The sequence below is a fragment of the Pseudomonas sp. GM25 genome (assembly GCF_000282255.1).
Taxonomy (GTDB): domain Bacteria; phylum Pseudomonadota; class Gammaproteobacteria; order Pseudomonadales; family Pseudomonadaceae; genus Aquipseudomonas; species Aquipseudomonas aphyarum.
In genome coordinates this window covers 49,828-71,579 of record NZ_AKJQ01000076.1, presented here as the reverse complement: position 1 = coordinate 71,579, position 21,752 = coordinate 49,828, and the positions used below count along the sequence as shown (strand labels likewise).

Sequence of the window (21,752 nt, the reverse complement as noted above, 5' to 3'; positions counted from 1 at the left end):
ACTACACGAGAGTCCTTTACAACGTCAGCTGTCCCCGCTCCTCCTCGGTCAGCTGCTGCTTCGCCTGTTCATCCAGCGCCCCGGCGCCCAGCACCTGCACCGGGCTGTTGGGGTTGTAGCCCGGTGTCGGTGCGCGGCTGGCGCCATCGCGGGTCGGGGCCAGTTGTTCGTTGCCGAAGCTGAGCACCTGCACGGTGAATACCGAAGCCTGATTCTGGCGCGACGCGGCTTGCTGCTGACGGGCGACGTCTTCGGCCGCCTGGGTTGCCGAGGACGCAGCGGAACTGGCCGAGGTGATCGCCCCGGTGTTGACCGCCGAGACCACCGGCACGCCGGTCGCCTTGCCCTGCACCGAGATGTTGGCGGCGTTGACCACCGTCAGCGCGGCGATGTTGACGTTGCCCGAGACGCGAATCCCCGCCTCGCCCGCATCGATGGTGCCCAGCGGCGCGATCAGGTCGATGTCCCCCGGCGCCACTTCAGCAATCGGGTTGAGCGTGGCGATACCGGCGCCGGTGCTCGGCACCGATGGCGACAGGGTCACGTTGCCCCAGGTGTCGTAAACGCGTTTCGGCGGGGTGTAGACCACGGTGGTTTTCGAACCGCGACCGGCGTTGATGTCGCCCTCGGCTGACCAGCCAAGGATCGAGCCACCAAACGTCGTCATGATCCGGCTCTGTCCCAGCAGAATGCTGCCCTGGGAATAGAGCTGAATGTTGCCCGAACCCTGGGTGATGATCCCCGCCGTGGACGGTGGCGCCGCGCCCTCGATGCCGAACACCTGACCACCGCCCGGGGTGAGCATCTGGATGTCACCACCGAACAGCGTCTTGACCCCGGCGCCGCCATAAAGCGTGATGTCGCCGTCATAACGGATCGGGTTGCCGGCCACATCGGTGGTCGGGAACAGCGAAGCAATGGCGTTGCGACCGCGCAGGTAACTGCCCTTGCGTGGGCCATCGGCGTCGTTGTATTCCAGGCCACCGGCTCGCAATTCGGCGAAGTACACCTGGCGGGCGAAGATCGCCTGCTCGGCACTTGGCAACCCGGCGAAGAAGGCTTGCGCCTGTTCGGCGTTGCCGCTGAAGCCATAGCCGAGGGTCAGCCAGCTCTGCAGCTCGTCGAGGTCAGTCTTGACCACTTTGCCTGGCTGCCCGTTGAGTGACGCATTCGGGTCGGCGAGGTTCTGCGGGTTCAGGTAACGGGCGATGAACCGCGAATAATCCGGACCTTGCGCCCCTGCCCCCGCCTGCAATACCACGCTGGCGCCCGGTTGTTTATCGCCTGCGACCAGCGAGCCGAGGCTGGTGATGCTGGCGCGGTTTTCCATGAGGATGTTACGCCCTGCATTGATATCGAGGACACCGGGCCCGGCGATATCGAAGCTGCTGTAGAGAATGTCGCGACCCGCCGACACTCGCGATACGTCTCGTGGGTCATTGTGGACGAACAGGTTGCCGGTGGACGTGATGTTTTCGCGGTTGATACCCATCTCTTCGGGCTGCACGGAGGTTGGCTGTCCAAGATTGGTCCCTGACGCGACGATGTCACGACCGGCGATCATCCAGACCGGCCCGGCGGCCTCATACCAGGTACGTTTGGATATTTCGAAATTCAAGGTCTCACCTGTGCGTACACCCACAAGATCACCGGTCAACGCATAGAAGCGTGCAGGCTGCTGAACATTGCTCAATCCCGAATAGCTGTTGGGACCGAATGCGAACAGCGGGTAACGCGTGTTTCCGTCCGGAACAACACCGTCGCGGCTGTAATTGCTGGCCACCAGTGAGCCTGGTGAATTGGCATCAAAGCGATTGAACGCCGGATTGAATGGTGTAGCGATGGCCAGAGGACTGGCACCGGATTGATTGATCGCATAGCCACCCGCGTAGATCGAGTCACCCGCCAACAATTCCAGCTGACCTGACTGCGCCGGCGCCAGCAGCAACGAATAGGCTTTAAACGGGTTGTTGCCAAGTCCGCCGTCAAAAGCGGCAGACGGACCGGCATAAATGGACCCCTGCCCCGCCACTGCCCGAAGGATGGAGGGATAGACGAACCGGCCGTCCGTAGGCGAAGTGTTTCGCCCAGTGATCAGATTGTTGGAACCGTCGAACTCTGCGATCTGCGTACTAGGCGTGAGATTGCCCCCCGCCGAGAACAGGTCGATCGCCGTATGGTCGGTCCACAACGAAAAACCACTCAGGATCCCGCCTCTCTGGATGTCCCCATTGCTGTCGAAAACAGGGGTTGCGTTCTGCAGACTCACTCGCCCCGGATCGCCGGCCCCGCCCAACACCAGATCGCCACGGGTACTCAGGCTCATGCCCGAGTCGCCGGGAATCAATACCAGGCCACCGGAAGCTTTGCTGAGCGTGGAAGTAAACGGATCGAAAGCGCGCGTCTCCCGCGGGTCATTAAATTGCGAGGCCGCGCCGTATTGCAGATCAATTCCGCCCACAGCCCCGCCACTCAATTGTGCCGCGCCGCGCAAGTTGATCAGCGCACCTTGCAGATCGTGGAACGGTCGCGCCGTGCCGGTATCACCCGCCCGGGCTTGCATCGACGGGTTGAGCTGACCGCCTATGCGGATATCCATGTCACCGCCACCGGTCATCTGCACGCTACCATCGCTGCCGATTCTGCCTGTGCTGCCGACTGCCACGATCAGCCCTTGACTGCGCAGGTAATTGCGCGAATCGCCCATGGGCTTCAACAGGCCCGCGTCAGCCCCGGCGCGCAAACTGATGTTGCCGCCGCCCAGCGTACCAAAACCGGTAAACCCCACCAGGTACGGATCGGTGCTGGTTGAGTTCGGTATCGGCTGAGTGATGTAACTGCCGAAGTTGATCCACCAGGCGGTTGGAACATCGGCGCTGCCCGTACCCTGGCGCCACAGCCAGTTACCGACGGCGACGCTGGCGATCTGGTCGCGGAAACCGCCGGACGTGGTTTGCTCTTTATGCCCTACCGAGTCGCCGGAAATCGATCCACCGGCATTGACCGTGAGGTTACCGCCCAGCTGTGGATACCAGGCCTGATAAAGGCTGTCAGTACCACCGTTGACCCATTTTTCGTAGTCGGCCCCCGTGCTGCCCAGAACCGAGTTGGTATCGGAAAGGTGCCCGCGTGGCTGGTTATAGAGCGGATCGACATTGGCCGACTGCGTCCCTGCGGTGTACACACCAAAAGGCGAGTCCATGCTCAGATTGCCCGCCGCGATCAAGTCGAGATCGCCCGTACCGGTGCGCAGCACACTGAACATCTGGGTGTGAGCCTTGGCGGATTTTTGCGGATTGTTTTCCAGGCACAATTCCGGCATCAGTTCGCAGAGGATCAGGTAGTCATCCGGAACGGGCTCGTAATCGGCGCCCATGCCACTGCCCGGTGCCCAGACCCAGCGTGCCATCGGCGCGCAATCGCCAGGGCCGATCTCGCACAGAATCAGGTACTCCTCGGGGATCGGTTCATAGGCGGGGAAGCCATACTGGTTGCCGACGGCCCAGACCAGTTTCGCGGCACCTTGAGTGACCGTCACGCCATAGTGCGTATCCGCCAGTCGCAAATTGCCTTCGCTGGTCACCGGTTTGACGATGCGGTTATCGGCGGCCTCAAGATCGGCACCGGCCACCACACGCATCGACCACGACGCACTGCCCGACGGCAACATGCTCGCCACTGCCCAGTTCTTGCCCTGCTGCGTGCCGTTGAACGGGCGCAACTCGATCAGTGACGTACCGTCGGCCAGCTTCACGTCCGTCATTGACGGAATCAGCGACCCACGCAACAAGGCCAGTGAACCGCTCAACAGAACGCCGCCAGTGTTGCCGGTGTCTGCATCGACAGTCCCGGGAAGCGGCACGCCCTTGGGCCAGGTCATCGCGTCCAGTGCGGTCGCCTTGTTCAGGCGAATGCCTGCACCCAGACGCGTAGTGGCTGGCAAGGTCACGCTGTCGCTGAGCAATGTTCCTGCGGCGTACAGCAGATTGCCGTTCTGGTCGTGAATGGCGCCAGCCAGCACCGTACCGGCGCTGAAGGTATAGGATTCTTTCAAGGTCACCTGACCTGGCAGCAACGTACCGCTGGCGAAGGTCGCACTCTGAATCGCCACGTCATAGTTCAGCGTTGCACCCACCGGGAACCTCGTTCCCTCGGCCAGCGAAACGCCGGTGCCCGGAACGATCAGATCGCCGCCAAACGGCTGCACACCGGCAATCAGCTTCCAACCGGCATCATCGACGGTTTCCGGTGGCGGGGCGAAGCCGTCGTTGATGCTGCCGTAAATATCGAGGTTGCCGCCGGCACGGATCACCAGGCTGCCAGCCTCCCCTGAACCGTAAACGGCAGGGTTCAGCCGCGTGTGCGGATTGAGACTGGCGTAGCGATAGCCCGAAAGGTCCAGATCGCCCTCCACCACCAGATCACCGTCGGCAGTCTTGCTGGCGATTTCCACGCCCGGCCGCAGATGGAATGCATCGGCGTAGGTGGCGTTGTTCAGCCCGGCCAGTTTGCGTTGCAGCAGATCACTGTTGCCCAGCGCGGCGTTGATGAAGTTGTTGCTGTCACCGTGAATACGATCGAGCATGGCTTGATCGATGACCTGATAAGGCCGCCCGCTGACGGCCTGATCGACACCATCACGGGCATCGGTGTAACGGCGCACACCATTGAGCCCGATAGAACGCGCGCCCTGAATCGTCAGCGCACCACTGGCGTCGATGGCGATGTCATTGCTGCCCAGGCGTGGCGCGTTCAGCTCCAGCGTGCCGCGCAGCATTCCGTCATGTTGCCCTGCGAGGAAACCGGGCACGGCATCGGTGCCGTGACGCAGGTCGATGCGTGCGCCGCTGCCCAGCGTGAGCACGCCATCGCCGGAACCGAGTTCGACCGTGGCACGGTTCGGCGCATCGATGATCTTGCCGTAGCTGTCCACCCGCAGCACGCGACCATGGGCGTCGAGCACGCTGTTACCCGCGAGGGTCAGACCGTTTTTCGCCGACAGACGAATGCTGCCGACACGTTCGCCGCTGGCATCGATCAGACCGGCCACCGTCAGGCTGCCATTGTCCACCGACACATTGACCTCGCCAGCCTTGAGACCGTCGCCGATCACCAGATTGCCCTGCTTGAGTTGCAGGCTGCGACTGCCGAACACCTGACCTGCGTTCAACCGCTGATTGAGCGCCGCGAACTGTTCAGTGGCGTCACCGCCCAGGCGTTGAGCGCGAATGTCCACGCCCCCGGCCTTGTACGGCACCAGCGTGCCCCCGGCGTCGTAGTAACCGCTGCTGCCGCCGACAATCTCGCCTTGCAGGTCGACCATCCCGGCTGCGTCCGCCAATGCGACGACGCTGAGGTTGCCGGCCTGATTGTTCTGCGCCGACAGATCGATGCGCGAGCCCGCGGCCTGACGGATATTGCCGTTGGCGCTGTACAGCGAAACATCGCCGCCCCAGCTGTACTTGCTGACATCGTTGAACGGCAAGGTGCGCCCGGCCATATCCAGCACGGCTCCGCTGCCCAGGGTCAGATCGCCCTCGGACTTCACCGTCAGCTTGCCGCTGGCCAATGCGATACGGCTGTCGAGCACGACGTCGCGGGCTTCAAGATTCAACTCCGCCCCCAGGGCATTGGCCACTCCGACAGCCCCGGCGCCACTGAGCGTCAGGCTGTTGCCGGCCTTGAGCAGACTGACCGATGCCGCTTCACCGGTCAGCAACGGTGTGCGCAGATTCAGATTGCCGCCACTGTAGGTGTAGCCTTTGACCGGGTCGTAAACGCCCTGCTGCTGATAAACCGCCAGGCTGCCTTTGTGATTGGCGGTGATACGGTCGCTGGCGCTCAGATTGACGTTGGCAAAACCCAGCGCCAGACGATTGTTCTGATCCAGACCATTGGGTTGTGGCATCGGCCCGTAACCCAGCTCGATGCGTTGCGCCTGAATATCCAGCGTCCCCTTTCCGGTGCCGGCCCCCTCTTTGATCACCGTGCCCGGGTTTTGAGTGGCACCGTTCCAGATCAGATTGCTGGTACGGATGGTCGCCACATCATTGGCATCGCCCAAGCCGTAAATCGCAGGTGTCACGAGTAACAGATTCTGCAACTTGCTCTGGCCGGTCTGCGGATCCAGCGTATCGAGGGTCACGCTGCCAAAGAAGTTGATTGCATCGCGAGCGGTCAGGCTCAGGGTTTCAAGGGCTGGCGCACCATACTGGGTGTCGCCGCGTAACAGGCGGTCAAGCACAGTCGGGTTCAGTACCAGGCCATTGGGTACGCGGTTGCCTGCCGCCGCCAGCGACGCTGCATTACCGACATTCACCGCGCCAACAGCGAGCGCCAGGTGTCGGGTACCGAAACGTACTGTCTCACCCAGTTCGAACTGATCGTTGGTGGCGGCGGTAATGCTGCCATTGGAATAAAGCAGCGCCGGGTTGCTGCATGCGCCCGACGCACAGGTGCCGATACGAACGTTGCCGCCGCTGCCGAGGTCAGGTGCCAGCACATTGGTCCAGCCGTTGGACACCAACAACATGCTGGCGGCCCCCGGTTTATAGAGATAGCCATCCGCGGAGTCATAGGCGACATTGCCGCGCCCAAGCGTATTGATGCCCGCCCCCGCCTCGACCGTTATCCCGCCGGCGCCCGATGTCGTGCGCAGCAGGACTTCCGGCGCCGACAACACGGCCCCTTCACGCAGAACGATGCTGGAGTTATCACCCAGGAAACCGATGAGATTACCTTCCACGGTGTACCGCACATTCGGCATTGCACCGACGGTCAGACGTCCTGCATTCAGGTTGTTCAGGGTATCGGCATAAAGAGAGACGCCTTTGAAACCTTCGGTGGGTGCATGCCCTGCACCCAGGATTTCAAAATCTGCGCCGGCGTTGCCACTGCGTACCACCGCTGTGCCAACCCTGCCATTTTCGGCTGCCGCGAATAACGCGCTACCCGCGAACTGAAGCGCAATGTCTTGCTTGCCACCCGCGACAAGACGCAAATCCAGCGTCTTGCCATCCATCGGTGCCAACGCCCTTGGCACGCCACGGCGCGCGGCGTCGCTCTGGATAAATGCAGTGAATCCGGTTTCGTTGTACTGCGAATAACGGCGCAGCACGTCAGCCGACGTCAGAATGACCTGACTGGCCAGACTGTCGCGCAGCCCGGTATTGGCAATCGACATCTGTGCGTTGCTGGTCCACGACCCATTGCGCATTTGCAAAGAGCCTGCCGTCGCGCCTGGTGCGGCCTGACCATTGACCTCGACCCGGAACGCGCCAGGCAGCAGCGCGAAGGTAGAAGGCAACAGTGTGTAAGTGCCCGCCGGCAGCCCCGGCACACCGCTGCCAAGGGTGATTTGCTGGCCGATACGCGGGTCCACCGCACCGGCTTCGGCGAGCACGGGCGCGTAGGTACTCTGATTGCCCGGGACAATGGCGTAGACAGGGTTGCTTGCCAGCCCCGGCAAGCTGAACGTACCGTCAGCGGCGTTGCGTACCAGCGGGTTGAAACGCGCATCGGTCGAGCCGCCACGCCCGGAAACGAAACCGGCGCCGCGCAGATCGCCACCGCCCGAAAGGTCAATCACCGCGCCGCTCTGTACGTCAATGAATTGCGAGCGGATTGCCACGCCTGTGTTCTCGCCCGTGATCCCCTCAAGGGCGACGGACTTGCCGTTGTAAAGGTAGTCGATGCCATCGGTGGTGCCACCATACGGCATGACCAGGCCGGCAGCGCTGACCGAGGTCAGGCTGCCGGGAAGCAGATGAACCTCGCGGGTCTGGGTCAACAGGTCGTCACCCAGGGAAATCTGGCCCAGCGGTGCGCGAATCACCCCTCCCTGCTCGACGTATCCGCCATACAGACTCAATTTGCCGAACACCGAGTACGGCAATGCAACGGGCGCCGCACCCCGTCCGCTGATGCGCAACGTGTGCGCCGGCGCCGTAATCGAGCCCTGATAACCGACACGCACTTCAGCCTGGACGCCGCTGGCGGGATAAATCTGTGCAGCGCCAAGGCTCAAGTCACCCGGCGTCCACAGGCGGGTCTTCTCCGCGCCATCGGTCTGTGCCAGGAAACGCAGATCACCGCTGCTGTCGAGCGATACTTGGCCAAAAGCCCGTCGGCTGTATTCAGCGGCAGGTCCGCTGACTTGCCGGATCACGCCCTGGGTACCGAACGACAGACCGTTACTCAGATCCAGCAGATTCGCTGATGCATTGAAGCTGGCCTCTGACAGTCGGGTCGTCGGATTGAGTGTTGCCTGAGGTCGAACCTTACCGACGATGCCGTAGTAGGTGCCGACTCCGGACAGGCGCAGATAGGGTGCGCTGACATCGACACGCGTTGCATCGTTCGACGACTCGGCCAGAGACAAGGCGCCCGCATACAGGCTCAGGCTCTGATTCATGTGCAGATTCACGTCACCGTCGAACGACAGCAGACCGTTGCTGAGCAGACTCAGGTTATCGAAACCACCACTCATCAAACCATCGGCACTCAAGCGCGCCTGCCCATAGCGCAAACCGTCAGCGCTTTGGCCGGGTTCCAGATCCGATCCCAATCGCTGATCAGCCGCGCCTTGAGCAATGATCATCTCCCTTGGCGCTCGCACCTTGTTGTCCGCAGAGTCCGCGTACAACGGTGATTCCAGGGCAATGTCCAGACGTCCTCCAGCGGCCCCGAGACCACCCGCCACCGCACGCAGACTGCCCTCGATGAACAGACCGTTGTAAGAACTCAGGCTGATGCGACCACCGTCAGTGGCGATGCGGGTCGGACCCTGGCCGGCGATATCGAGCAACGCCTCTGCACCCGAGGCATCCAGCCGTGCGCCTGGTCGTACGATCACGTAAGCATCGGCAGCGGTGGCTGTGGCGAGTTTCGAGTCGATCTCGCCGCCGATGACGATGCTGCCGCCCTTGCCCACCTGACCATACGTGCGCCCCAGAACGTCCGTTGCGGTACTGACTTGTCCGGATACATCCAGCACGGCCTGTTCACCGATCCAGATCGAACGGTCGTGGGCCTTCGGATCGGCAACCAGGATGGACGTCGCCGGCTTGATCGAGCCGAACTGTTGCTGGCGGATGTCAATCGTGCCGCCCCCTGCATACAGCTCACCATCGACGGTGATCTGCCCGGCGCCACGCAGTTTGATGCTTTGTCCCGGGTCAACGCTGATGCGCGAGCCACGGCCCAGCGTCAGGGTGCTGTTGGCGGCATCGATCAGGTCGTCCAATGTCGCGCCACCTTGCAACGTCAGGCTGGCACCGGCGCGCTGGGTCAGAACGCCCTTGGTCGGGTTTTCCTGGAACAGCGTCGGAGTCCACAGCTCCAGCGCCGTACGCGGATCAACGCCGCTGATCACGTTCGGTGCCGCGTCGCCGAAACGGTAGACCGGCATGTTCACGTCGATTGCGGTGCCTTCGGCAACGTCGAGTCCGCTCAGGCCGATCAGGTTGTAGGCGGAGAACCCCTTGCCGAACAAATCGGCGGACAGTTGCAGGGTGTTGTCCGCCAGGGCTTTATCCGTTTGCCCGACGAGTATTTTGTTGGCCTGCACCGTCAGGGTGCCGCCGCCCGTGACGCCGTACCCGCGCAGTTCGCCATCGAGGTTCAGACGGGGCTTTCCTGGCGCGGAAATGGCGCTCGACTCCAGCGTCAAATCACCGCCCTTGCCACCCCGCGTCTTGCCATTGGCAAGCACAGCACCACCGGAAGAAACGTCGAGCAGGCTGCCGGCAGAGACGTCGATATCGCCGCTGCTGCGGATCGATATCAGGCCACCGTTCAGATACGCCAGGCTGGCGTTATCGTCCGGGTTGGTGCGCAGGTTGCTCCATAGGCCTCGGGTGTCGAGAAGCACGCCTTCGGCGATGCGGGTTTGTGTCGCCTTGTCGGTTTTGGCCGCCAGGCGAGTGTCGGTATTTGTACCGCCATTGAACTGATTGAGTACGTTGCCCAGGCGCAGACTGCCACCGCGAGCAGTCAGATCGGCGCCGACCTGCACATCCGGGGCGTAGAGGGTGATGTCGCCACCGCTGTCGACCGTAAGCGCACCGTCAACGGCGATCTGATCCTTGGCCGAAACCTTGAGCGCACCGAGGCGGAATCCGTTGAGCTGATCGTTGTCGAGATACAGCTTGCCCTTGCGGGTATCGGACACCGCGCCGGTCAAGTCAAGATCATTGCCGGCGACCGGGCGCGTGCCACCGATCTGTACCTGATCGAGCAATGGATTGAGGCTGTAGAGCAGGCCGTTCGACGCCGCGACGAAGGTCGGGTCGTAACTGCCGACAATCAATTGCGCACGCCGGGCCAGTGCGGTCTGACTCTGCTGATAACCGTCGAGCACCGGTTTCGGCGCCTGATTCTGCCGCTCGCCCTGGTACACATCACCGATCATTTGCCCGTCGAGCACGGCGCTGGCAGTGGAAATCACCAGTTGCCCGGCATCGCGACCCACGGTGTAACCCGACTCGAAGCGTGAACGCGGGGCGATCAGCGGATTGTAGAAGTAGCTGGTCTGGCCCCAGCGCTCGCTGTTGTCTTCATAACCTTTGTACAAGCCGGTGTAGAGCAGATCCCCCGGCGCACGAGAGACTTCGTACAAGCGCCCGTCTGCGCCACGCAGCCAGCTCTGGCGGATCTGCCCGCTCTGTACATCCAGGGTGCCGCCGGACAGGTTGATCAGCGAACCCTTTTCGGTGACCACGTCGTTGCCGGCGAAACTCACCGTGCCACCCTGCGCCATCCACTCGCCGACGCTGTGCCCCTGGGTGCCGAGATAACCGCCGACTTCCAGCAAGCCGCCGGCGGTGTACCAGCGATCCGTGGCATAGCCGTTGGTGCCGGTCGGCACATACACCAGCTCGCGCACATCGACCCAGATGTCGTTGCTGTTGAGCGCGCCTTTCTCGCGGTTGACCGAGGCGTCACGCTGCTCGTTGCCCTGCACGTTGATCTTGATGCTGTTGTTTTCCATCGCCACTTTGACGCCGATGGCACCGGACACATCAATCATCGCACCGTCACGCACCAGACTGCGGCGCTGTGCGCTGACCGCGACCTGGCCGCCGGTGGCCAGGGTGATCGAGCCGTTCTGGAACTCGACACTGCCGCCGCTCTGGATCTCGATGCGCGACTGGTCGCCACGGATCCGGTTGTTGGCCGTGACGCCCGTCAGCGCGGCCTGATGCTGACTGTCGAGGGCGGTCATGTCGCTGCTGTCGAGCATGATCGCCGTGGCACTGCCCTGCCCCAGCGTCACGCTGCCGTTGGTATCGGTGCTCGGGTTGGAAAGGTGAATCGTGCCCCGCGTCGCCACTGACGTGCTGGCGAGCAATACGCCGTTTTGCACGACCTCATGACCGGTCAGGGTGATGTCGCCCGTCGCGGACTGGATCAGCCCGTTGTTGCTGACCCTGCCCGCAACAGCACCGGCCTTGAAGCCCGGAATCACTTCGCTGCCAAAGGTGGTCGACAGCGCATTGCCTTCGGTGCCCGAGCCCTTGCGGATGTAGAAACGGTCGCCGGCGGCCAGCACGGTCTGACCCTTGGCGGTGTTGATACTGCCGTCGTTCTGCACTTCGTTGCCGAGCAGCAGCGCATAGCCGCCGGCATCGGTGGAAGCCGACGGTTTATGGGTTTCAATCGAGGCGCCGCGCTCCACCAGCACTTTGCCGGCCGCATCGGTGAAGGTCGGCTGACTGCCGGTGCTGTCGAAATACAGACCCCGATCACGGAACTGGATATCGGTGATGTTCGCCGCTGCCGCTACCAGATTGCGCACGTTCACCTGACTGCTGCCGCTGAACACGATGCCGTTGCGGTTGATCAGCATCACCGTGCCGTTGCCCTTGATCTGGCCTTGAATCTGGCTGGCCCGGGCGTTTGGATCGTTGACCCGGTTGAGCACTGCCCAGTTCGACTGCTGGGCAAAATCGACCGTGGTGTTGCGGCCGACGTTGAAGGTCTCCCAGTTGAGGATCGCCTTGTCGGCGGTCTGCTCGATCTTCACCGTGGTCTTGCCATCGACCTGGGTCTGCTGCGGGCCTTTCGCGTTCTGCCAGCCCTGGGTCAGGCTGTTGTCGACTTTCAGACCGCCCTCACCCAGGCCGTCCGGCACGAACTGCACCGTGCCCAACGCGGCGGCGCGCCCGGCCGCCTGCGCCGCCTGCTGCGCGGCAATTGCAGCGACCGTGTTGTTCAGGGTCTGAATCGAGCGCTGCAACTGCGCATTGGCCTTCTGCTGCTGGGCCAGCGGCGGTGTCATCCCCGGCAAGCCACCCACGCTCGGACGCGCCGCCGCAGCCTGTTGCGCCGCGCCCTTGGCAGCAAACCAGCCCGAACTGAACGCCGTCTGCGCCTGCGCGCTGCCCGCCACCAGACACAACGCCACCGCGTGCGCCAACGGTTTGAGCAACCACAGCGACGGCTCGACGGTTTCACGCTTGGAGGACAGAACGCTGGTACGACGACGGGATGGGCGAGCGAGCATCACTACGAGATCCTTTTTGATTGCCACACAAGGCCGCAGGCATGCAAAAACCTGCTGTTACGTCATAGGCAGTTGGCGAGGGGCGCGACCGAACGGATGTCACACAAACTTCATGATTGAGGTGTATCCAGCCAAAAAAAATGGCGGCAACCCGAAGGTTGCCGCCATTTCTGTTACGACTGCGCGAGCTTACAAAGGACGACCGATGGTGTTGCACACGGTGGTGTTGTTGATGTCCAGGTTGTTGCCCGAGGTGTTGGTGATGAAGTTGGCGGTTACAGCGTTTTTCCAGGAGTCAGGCACTGCGACGAACTTGTGAGCCTGAGTCGCGGCGTTGTTGCCCGGGATGCTGTAGTGCTTGGTCAGGAAGGCTTTGACGTCGGCGGCCACGGCTGCATCCTTGTAGCACTGACCGAAGATGAAGTTGGTGTAGGCAGCGAGCTTGTAACCCAGAGCCGGGTTGGCAACCACTGGCGACCAGTTGGCCGGGTTGGCAGCCTGGGCAGCGGTCGAAGGAGCGGAAACCGATGCCAGTGCCAGGTTGACGTTGGCCGAAGTCGGCTGAACACCGTTGACGCGGGCAACAACAGCGTTGCTGGTGGCATCGACACCGTCCGGACCGACGTAACCGATGGAGCCGTCAACTGCGTTCACGGCAGTGGCGACATCGGAAGTGTTGGCAACGCCGACCCAGTTCGAAGGCAGCGCGATGCCACCGATACGAGCGGCGGTGAAGGTGGTGCTGGTGGCGAACTGAGTCGGGCAGACGGCGTTCAGGTGACGGGTCAGGATTTCCGAAGTGCCGCTGGAAACGTTGCGATAAACAACGCGGATGGCGGTGGTGTCGGAAGTGCCCAACAGAGCACCCCAAGTGGTTTTGGCGCCGGAGAACACGTCGCACAGTTGAGCGCTGGTCAGGTTCAGAGCGGTCTGACCGGCTTTTTTGTAAGGGATGGCAACCGAAGTGGCAACCGAAGGCAGTTGAATCAGCGGACCGAACGAAGCGCCGTAGGTGCTGCTGTAGGTGCTGAGTTCCGAAGCGCTGAGGATCGAGTCGCTACCGGCGAAGTGCACAGTGCCAGTGGTGCTGAAGCCAGCCGGGTTGTTGGTCAGGAAAGCGGTCTTGCCACCGCCGCTGCCGATGGCTGCGTAGCTGAAGTTGGCTGGCAGGATGCTGTCGGACGAACCTTTGTACAGAGCGGCTGGCAGAGTTGCACCACCACCGGTAACGGCCATGGCTTGAGCGGAAGCCAGAGCGGCAACGGTCAGGGAAGCTGCGATCAGAGTGCGCTTGAACATGAAGAATCTCCTTTTCAACGTTGGTTGTGAACACAGGTTTTCAGGGGACTTGCATGACACTGGGAAGACTCACCGCCGACCTTCGCAAGCGGGGTCCGTGGTTAAGTCGCACTGAGAAATTCGCAGTTTCCGGTGACAGATAAAGGAAAAAACCTCGGGAGGTGCAGGCTGATTTTCGAGGGATTTTCTCGGGTGTTCTGGTGGTTGTCGGGAGTGTCTGCGGCGGGCATTTCGGGGGAATCGGCCACAGCCCTTGAAGGGCCGTTGCAGATGACAGAAAGGAGAACCCGAGGATGCTGTTTTTGGCGCTCGGGTGAGAGCTGGCGCCGATGAAAAAAGTTGAGAAAACTACTGCACCAACTGGTTGATCTCGATGATCGGCAGCAACACCGCCATCACAATCACCAGCACCACCCCGCCCATCACCACAATCATCAGCGGCTCCAGCAACGCAGTCATGCCCATCGCCCGGCGTTCGATATCGCGGGACAGGGTTTGCGCAGCGCGTTCGAGCATCGGCGGCAGCGCACCGGTTTTCTCGCCGCTGGCGATCAGGTGAATCAGCACCGGCGGGAACACGTTTTCCACTTTCAGCGCGGCCGCCAGGTTGACGCCCTCGCGTACCTTGGCGGTGGCCTCATTGACGCTCAGGCTCAGACGATCATTGGACAAGGTCTGCCGCGCCGCCTCCAGTGCCCGCAACAATGGCACCCCGGCGCCGCCGAGAATCGCCAGCGTCGAGGCAAACCGTGCGGTGTTCAGCCCCAGCACAAACCGCCCGATCAGCGGCAACTTCAGCACCCGATGATGCCAACTCAAGCGCGCCGCCGGGTTGCGCAGATACAGGCGCCAGCTCCAGAACGCACCGGCCATGACGCCCGCGCACAACCAGCCCCAGGCCCGGATGAAATCACTGGCATTGAGCATCGCCAATGTCAGCCCCGGCAGATCCTGCCGCGCCTGGGAAAACGCACTGACCACCTGCGGCACCACATAACTCAGCAGGAAAATCACGATGCCGATCGACACCAGCCCGACCACGCCCGGATAGATGAACGCCGTGAGAATCTTGCCGCGCAGGTTGTTGCGTTCTTCTATGTAATCCGCCAGCCGTTCCATCACCTGCGCCAGATCGCCGGACTCCTCTCCCGCCGCAATAAGCGCCCTATAAATCTCCGGGAAATCCCGAGGCCGCGCCGCCAGTGCTTCGGCCAGGCGCATGCCGCTGCGCACGTCTGCGCGCACGGCGCTGAGGGTGTGGGCGATGTGCTTTTTCTCGGCCTGTTCGACCGTGGCACTCAGCGCAGCCTCCAGCGGCAGACTGGCGCCGAGCAGGCTCGACAGTTGCCGCGTCGCCCAGGCCAGATCGTTATCCGACAGCCTGGCACTGAACATTCCACCGCCGCCGTGCTGAGAGACGTTGCTTTCCTTCTCCACCGACAACGCCGTCAAACCACGACCGCGCAACACGCCAAACGCAGCGCCCTGACTCTCCGCTTCAAGATGCCCGGATTCGATCTTGCCGCTGGCATCGGCGGCTTCAAAACGATAGCGATTCATCAGGCGTCCCGTGTCACACGAAGGATTTCCTCCGGCGCCGTGGCACCGCTGCGAATCCAGCGCTCGCCGTCCTCGCGCAGGCTGAACATCCCGGCCTTGCTCGCCGCTGCACGCAACGCCTGCTCCCCTGCCCCTTGGTGAATCAGGGTGCGGATGTCGTCATCGATGCAGAACAATTCGTGAATGCCGGTTCGGCCGCTGTAACCGGTGTGATTGCACGCCGCACAACCCACCGGGCGCCAGGTGCCGGGCGTCACCGGGTCTTCCTGTTTGCACTGGTTGCACAGCCGTCGCACCAAGCGCTGGGCCAACACGCCGAGCATCGACGAGGCCAGCAGAAACGGCTCGACGCCCATGTCGACCAAGCGGTTGACCGCCGACACCGCGTCGTTGGTGTGCAACGTCGCGAGCACCAGGTGACCGGTCAGCGAAGCCTGCACCGCGATCTGCGCGGTTTCGAGGTCGCGGATTTCGCCGATCATGATGATGTCCGGGTCTTGCCGCAGTATCGCCCGCAAGGCCAGGGCAAACGTCATGTCGATCTTGGCGTTGACCTGAATCTGGCTGATGCCCGGCAGGTCGTATTCCACCGGGTCTTCCACGGTGAGGATGTTGCTGGTGCTCGCATCGAGCCGCGCCAGCGCCGCATACAAACTCGTCGTCTTGCCGCTACCGGTCGGGCCGGTGACCAGCACAATGCCATGGGGTTGGCGGATCAAGTGATCGAGTTTGGCCAGTACCTGCGCGTCCATGCCCAGGGTTTCCAGATGCAGACGCCCGGTCTGCTTGTCCAGCAGACGCATCACCACCCGCTCGCCATGACCGGTGGGCACGGTGGAAACACGAATGTCGATCGGCCGCCCGGCTACGCGCAAGGCAATGCGCCCGTCCTGAGGCAGGCGTTTTTCGGCGATATCGAGCTGCGCCATGATCTTGATCCGCGACACCAACGCACCGTGCAAAGCCTTGCGCGGCGAGACCACGTCGCGCAGAGTGCCGTCGACCCGGTAGCGCACCACCGAATGGGTTTCGAACGGTTCGATGTGAATGTCGCTGGCCTCGTCCCGCGCCGCCTGGGTGAGCAAGGCGTTGATCATGCGGATCACCGGCGCGCCGTCCTGGGTGTCGAGCAGGTCGGTGATTTCCGGCATGTCCTGCATCAGGCGGTCGAGGTCGACTTCGTTTTCCGCCGCGCCAACCACCGCCGCCGCACTGCCGGTGTCGGCGTAGGCAGTGGCGAGCAGGCCGTCGAGTTCGTCATCGCGCACCCGCTCAAGCCTGGCCGCGCCGAACTGCCGGCGCACTTCGCTGATCGACCAGCCCGGCGTCGACGGGCACACCGTCAGCACGCCGTCGCGCAGCAAAATCCGCTGCGCCTTGGCCCAGGCGTAAGGCAATGCGCTCATTGCAGCGGCACCGCTTTGATCGTCGCGCGCGGGCCGGACACCGGCGCCGGCACACCTTGGGCAGTGGCCGGCAACTGCGGCGCCTGCATGTCCGGCATCGCCCAACTGCGCTCCGGTTGCAGACCGCCCTGGGCACGGCGCATGAAGTCGTAACGGTTGAGCGTGATGCTGCGCCCCGCCGCGCTGTCGCGGATGATGTACGGGCGCAGGAACACCATCAGGTTGGTCTTGGTGATCGAGCGGCGTTCATTGCGAAACAGTGCGCCGATCCCCGGAATGCTCGACAGCCATGGCACCGCGTCATTGCTCTGGCTGTAGCCGTCCTGCAGCAGACCGCCGAGCACCATGATCTGCCCGTCGTCGAGCAGGATGCTGGTGTCGAGCGCGCGTTTGCTGGTGACGATCCCCGCCGAATTGGCCGCCGCCGAGGCGCGTTCGTCGATGCTGCTGACTTCCTGATAGATGTCGAGCTTGACCGTGCCGCCCTCGGAAATCTGCGGCCGCACGTTGAGCTTCAAACCGACCTCTTCACGTGTCACGGTCTGGAACGGGTTGTTGCTGGTGCCCCCGCCGCCGGTGACGTAACTGCCGCTGACAAACGGGATGGTCTGGCCGACGAAAATGCTCGCCGCTTCGTTGTCCAGGGTCAGCAGGTTCGGCGTCGACAGCACGTTGGTGCCGCCCTTGCTCTTCAGGGCCCGGGCCAGCACTTTCAGGTCGAGAATCTTGCCGATGCCGGGGATGTCGACGGTGCCGTTGACGTAGCCGAGGTTCAGGCCTTGTGGCAATACGTCGATGCTGGTCTTGCCGTTGACATTAATCCCGGAACCGCCAAGGTTCGCGCCACCGATCACGCCGTTACCGCCGAGGTTGCCGGTCTGCCATTGCACGCCGAATTCGCTGGCGTCGTCTTCGCCGACTTCGACGATCAGGCTTTCGATCACCACTTGGGCACGGCGCTGGTCGAGCAGATCGATGACTTCGCGCAGGTTGCGGTACAGCGGCTCCGGCGCAGAAATCAGCAAGGTGTTGGTGGTCGCGTCCGCCTGAATGGTCACGCCACCAGCGCTGAAGGCCACGTTCTGTTCGCTGCTTTGCGCATTGCCGCTGCCACTGGTGGCGCTGCTGCCCTGGGCGTAGCTGCCGCCGGTGCTGCCGCTGTTGGTGGTCAAGGTGCCGCCCGTGGTTTGCGTACCGCTCTGGCCGTTCTGCCCGCCGCCCGAATTGGTCGAGCTGCCCATGGCGCTGAGTACCGAACGCGCACTGTCGCTGGTGCCGCTGTCGCTCTCGCCGGTGAGCAATCCGCGCAGCGCTTGCGCCAGTTTGCCGGCCTGAGCGTTGCGCAGATACACCACGTGCAGATTGCTCGGGTTGCTCTGGGCGTTGTCGAGTTTGTAGATCAGGTTGCGCGCCAGCTCCGTGCGCTCGGGGCTGCCGGCGCGGATGATGATGGTGTTGGAACGCGGGTCGCCGATCACAGCGATTTTTTGCGTTGGATCATTGCCCGGTGCGTCGAGCAGGTCGGCGACCATCGGCGCGATGTCGGCGGCGATGCCGTTCTGGATCTGCACCACGTCGGTGTCGATGGCGGTCGGGGTGTCGATGGTCTGGATCAACTGGGCGACCCGCGTGAGGTTCTCGGCGTAATCGGTGACGACGATGGTGTTGTTGCCCGGATAGGCGTTGATCGGGTTGTTCGGCGAGACGATCGGGCGCAGCACCGGGATCAGGTTTACCGCGTTCTCGTATTGCAGGCGGAACGTGCGGGTCAACATGCCGTTGCCGGCCGGCTTGTCAGCGCTGTAGATCGGCCCGCCGAGCAATTTGGCGTCGGCCTCCGGCACCACCTGCGCCACGCCGCCGACATCCACCACGCTGAAGCCCTGCATGCGCAACGCCGCCAGCAGCATGTCGTACGCCTGATGCGCAGGCACCTGGCCTTCGGAGACCAGCGTCAGGTTGCCCTTGACCCGAGGGTCGACCAGAAACTGCTGACCAGTAGAACGCGACAACGCCCGCACCACCGCTTGAATATCCGCATCGACAAAATTCAGCGTCACCGGTTGATCGCCCAACGGATTGGCCGGCAACGTCGTGCCCCGCGCCGAACCACCACTGCGGGCGCGTTCGGTGATGTTGTGCAATTGCTTCGGCGCAGGTTTGACCTGAGCCTGCGCGCGCTCGCGGTCGAGCACCGCGTCGCCACTGCGCTGGGTGTTGGCCAGCGGCCGGCCGAGTTCGCTGTCCACCAGCAGCGGCGGTTGATTCGGTGGCGTGGTGTTGCTACACGCGCTCAATGCCATCAACAGCATCGGCAACGCCATGCGTTTGGACCCTGACCCCTTCATGAAGCTTCCTTAGCGCCCAGCGCCTGATCCATGCGTACGGTGCCCGACAGAGTGCCGGCCGTGTCATCGGTCGCGGTGTCGTCTGCGCGTTGCAGACGAGCCTCGACCACTTGCAGTGAAAAATTCCGGGGTTGGCTCAGCAGCCAGTCGAGCACGGCGTCGGCCGGTGCCGCGTCGAAGGTCAACTGCCAGCCGGCGGACGCGGCCGCCAATTGGTAATGGCCGCCCAGTCCGCTGGCCTGCAAGGTCTGTTGCATCGACTGCTCCAGGTTTTGCCCGTCCGGGCGCACGCTGACGTCGCGCAACAGCACTTCCAGCGCTTCGGCCTGGGCGCGCAATTTCGGGGTTTCGACTTGCGAGGCGGCGATCTTCTTCAGCGGCGGCTGAATCAACGCCACCCACACAAACAGCCCCAGCAACAGCGCCGCCATCCCGCCGACCATGCGTTTTTCCCGCAGCGCCAACGGCTGCCACCGGGCCTGCAACTGAGCATTGAAGCGCTGCCAGCTGGCGCGGTATTTCGCACGCGAGGGGCTATTCATCTTCGGCTCCGCTGCTGTCGTCGTTGTCGGTGGCGGCGGTCGCCTCGCCGGCCGGGCGCAAGACCCAGCCGTCGTCATTCGGGCTGATGCTGATGCCGGCCTGGGCCAGCGTGCCTTGCCAATCCTTGTCGTTGCCCGAACGCCGCGCCTCGGGCAGCAGACTCAATTGCAACGCACCGTCGACAAACTCCAGACGCTGCACCGTGCCGGCCATGGACGGCATGCCACTGCCGGCCTGCGATACCAGCCGCGTGAAATCCTGCCCCGGTGCATCCACCGCGCCTTGCTGGCGAGCAGCGATTTGCTGACGGGCCTGTTGCAGCGGATTGAGGATCACCGGCAACTCGGGGAACGCCTGCTTCACCCGCTGCGCCATCTGCGCCTTGAGCTGCTGGCCCAGCCCGGCCTCGCGGGCGGCGTACAGGTTCAAACCGATCACCCACACCGCCAGCGCCAGCGCACAGCAACCGAGCGCCCTGCCCCAGCCACGATGCTCGGTGCCCGGTTGCTGAAGGCCGCCGTGCAGGCCCCAGTTCGGCAACGGGCCGGCGTTTCGCTGTGTGTCGGCCAATGTCGATTGCACCGCTTCCGGCGCGCCGTCACCGATCCAGTGCGCCGGCAGGCCGGTTTCCAGCAGCCACGCTTCGTCGATCATCGGCTGCACCTGCGCCGCATTCGGGCCGTGGCGCAGCAACAGATGCTCGTCGTGCAGACAGCCAACGCCGCCCGCCATCACCGGCAAACTGTAGGCCGCCGGGTACAGGCCTTTGAGGTTCAAACCGAATTGCCCGAGGTGCTGTAAATCCTTGCGTGCTACCCAGGCAATCTGCACCTGGCCGCTTTCATTGCGAGTGCTGTGGGCGATGTGCATCTCCGCGCTGTCACCGAGCATCAAGGCCTGCGCCGCACATTGCACCGCCGCAGCGGTTTTGTTCGCGGGCAACGGCGGCAGATCGATACTCGCCATCAGGCTGTCCGACGGATGCAGAAAACACACCAGCGGCTGCTTCGGCAGCGCGCCGAGCCGCACGCGTTCCTGGCGAACGACCTGCCCCTGACGATCCAGCCACGCACAATCCACGTCACTGTCGAGACTCAGCTCCGCCAGCGGCGGCAAACTCACGCGCAACTGGCTCATACGCCCACCCGCGACCAGATCACTTGCGGCAGACGATCCTGACTGCGATGCAGCAATGCATCGAGGCTGACCCGCCGCTGATCGCGCCGCGCCTGCCCGCGCAGCCGGAACCAGTCGCTGGTGATACCAACCTTGACGCTGGTGATCTCCAGTTGCGGCAGTCGCAGGCGATTGACGAAATCCCCGCGATTGATAAACCAGCGCCCGGCGTCACGCTCATTGATCAACGCCTGCGCCCGCTCCAGCGACAGCCCCGGCACATAAGCCGCCAGCACCGGCGCCGTGGCCGTGTTGCCGTTGAGCCAGGTAGTCGCCGGAATCACCGTCAGGTACGGCGCGAGTTTCGCCAGCAGCGCATCGTTGACCCCGTCGACACTGCGCAAATCCTCAAGCGTGCGCAGCATCGGCAAGGTCGGCGATTGCGGTTTGCGCGAAGCGGACGGCGACGTCGCGCGCCCGCTATCGAACGTGTTTTTCGCCACAGGCTTGTCCACCACTTGGGCATTCAGCAGGTGCGGATAAGAGCCGATCACCCGCTGACTGATGCGCCGGCTCAAGCCGCTGCTGACACCGATCAATTCGCACAAACGCTCGAACGCCTGCACCTGCGCGTCATCGATCCGCTCGTTGGCCACCAGATTGCGCAGGTTGAACTTGCCCTGCTCGTCCTCCAGCCGCCCCTCGAAACCCTGGGTGTTCAACCGCTGCGCCCACGGTTGATCGAGTCGGGTCAGCGGATCGCGCTGGCGGGCGTCCCACAACAATTGCCGGCTGATCTCCAACCCGCCGTGCAACAGCCAACGGCCCTGCACCCGCAGTTGTTCGGCTTCCAGCGCCCGGGTCGAAACGCTCTGGCGCGTCAGCATGCCGGCAGCAATCACCGCGACCACCGCCGCAATCAGCAGCGCACTGATGATCGCCATCCCCTGCTGGTTCGATTGGCTGTTCATGGCC

At 63.2% G+C, this 21,752-nt stretch carries 8 protein-coding genes; all 8 read right to left on the bottom strand.

Going from position 1 to position 21,752, the window contains the following annotated elements:
* Positions 1–16: 16 nt before the first annotated feature.
* The 8 genes from PMI24_RS25995 to gspK all read right to left on the bottom strand — a co-directional run bounded on the left by PMI24_RS25995 (position 17) and on the right by gspK (position 21,748).
* A complete protein-coding gene (locus PMI24_RS25995) occupies positions 17–12,505 on the bottom strand; it encodes a filamentous haemagglutinin family protein (RefSeq protein WP_007959399.1) in 12,489 nt (4,162 codons plus the stop codon).
* A gap of 189 nt (positions 12,506–12,694) precedes the next feature.
* Positions 12,695–13,804, bottom strand: coding sequence for a substrate-binding domain-containing protein (locus tag PMI24_RS25990; RefSeq protein WP_007959397.1), 1,110 nt, complete (start codon positions 13,802–13,804; stop codon positions 12,695–12,697).
* Between the two features lie 348 nt (positions 13,805–14,152).
* Complete coding sequence (gspF, locus tag PMI24_RS25985) at positions 14,153–15,364, bottom strand: type II secretion system inner membrane protein GspF (protein ID WP_007959395.1); 1,212 nt, start codon at positions 15,362–15,364, stop codon at positions 14,153–14,155.
* A complete protein-coding gene (gene gspE, locus PMI24_RS25980; protein ID WP_007959393.1) occupies positions 15,364–16,770 on the bottom strand; it encodes a type II secretion system ATPase GspE in 1,407 nt (468 codons plus the stop codon). The genes gspF and gspE overlap by 1 nt, the downstream gene beginning before the upstream one ends.
* Positions 16,767–19,118 carry a type II secretion system secretin GspD gene (gspD, locus tag PMI24_RS25975; protein ID WP_007959384.1) on the bottom strand — a complete coding sequence of 784 codons (2,352 nt, stop codon included), beginning with the start codon at positions 19,116–19,118 and terminating at the stop codon, positions 16,767–16,769. Before gspD ends, gspE begins: the two co-directional genes overlap by 4 nt.
* Positions 19,115–19,660, bottom strand: a complete 546-nt coding sequence (gene gspM / locus PMI24_RS25970) for a type II secretion system protein GspM (RefSeq protein WP_007959383.1) — start codon at positions 19,658–19,660, stop codon at positions 19,115–19,117. Before gspM ends, gspD begins: the two co-directional genes overlap by 4 nt.
* Positions 19,653–20,798 carry a type II secretion system protein GspL gene (gene gspL, locus PMI24_RS25965; protein WP_007959382.1) on the bottom strand — a complete coding sequence of 382 codons (1,146 nt, stop codon included), beginning with the start codon at positions 20,796–20,798 and terminating at the stop codon, positions 19,653–19,655. The genes gspM and gspL overlap by 8 nt, the downstream gene beginning before the upstream one ends.
* A complete protein-coding gene (gspK, locus tag PMI24_RS25960; RefSeq protein ID WP_007959381.1) occupies positions 20,795–21,748 on the bottom strand; it encodes a type II secretion system minor pseudopilin GspK in 954 nt (317 codons plus the stop codon). The genes gspL and gspK overlap by 4 nt, the downstream gene beginning before the upstream one ends.
* Between the last annotated feature and the right edge of the window lie 4 nt (positions 21,749–21,752).

Coding starts and splice junctions, on each gene's coding strand:
- gspE (WP_007959393.1), bottom strand. CDS start 16,770: ATGAGCGCATTGCCTTACGCCTGGGCCAAGGCGCAGCGGATTTTGCTG.
- gspL (WP_007959382.1), bottom strand. CDS start 20,798: ATGAGCCAGTTGCGCGTGAGTTTGCCGCCGCTGGCGGAGCTGAGTCTC.
- gspD (WP_007959384.1), bottom strand. CDS start 19,118: ATGAAGGGGTCAGGGTCCAAACGCATGGCGTTGCCGATGCTGTTGATG.
- PMI24_RS25990 (WP_007959397.1), bottom strand. CDS start 13,804: ATGTTCAAGCGCACTCTGATCGCAGCTTCCCTGACCGTTGCCGCTCTG.
- PMI24_RS25995 (WP_007959399.1), bottom strand. CDS start 12,505: ATGCTCGCTCGCCCATCCCGTCGTCGTACCAGCGTTCTGTCCTCCAAG.
- gspK (WP_007959381.1), bottom strand. CDS start 21,748: ATGAACAGCCAATCGAACCAGCAGGGGATGGCGATCATCAGTGCGCTG.
- gspF (WP_007959395.1), bottom strand. CDS start 15,364: ATGAATCGCTATCGTTTTGAAGCCGCCGATGCCAGCGGCAAGATCGAA.
- gspM (WP_007959383.1), bottom strand. CDS start 19,660: ATGAATAGCCCCTCGCGTGCGAAATACCGCGCCAGCTGGCAGCGCTTC.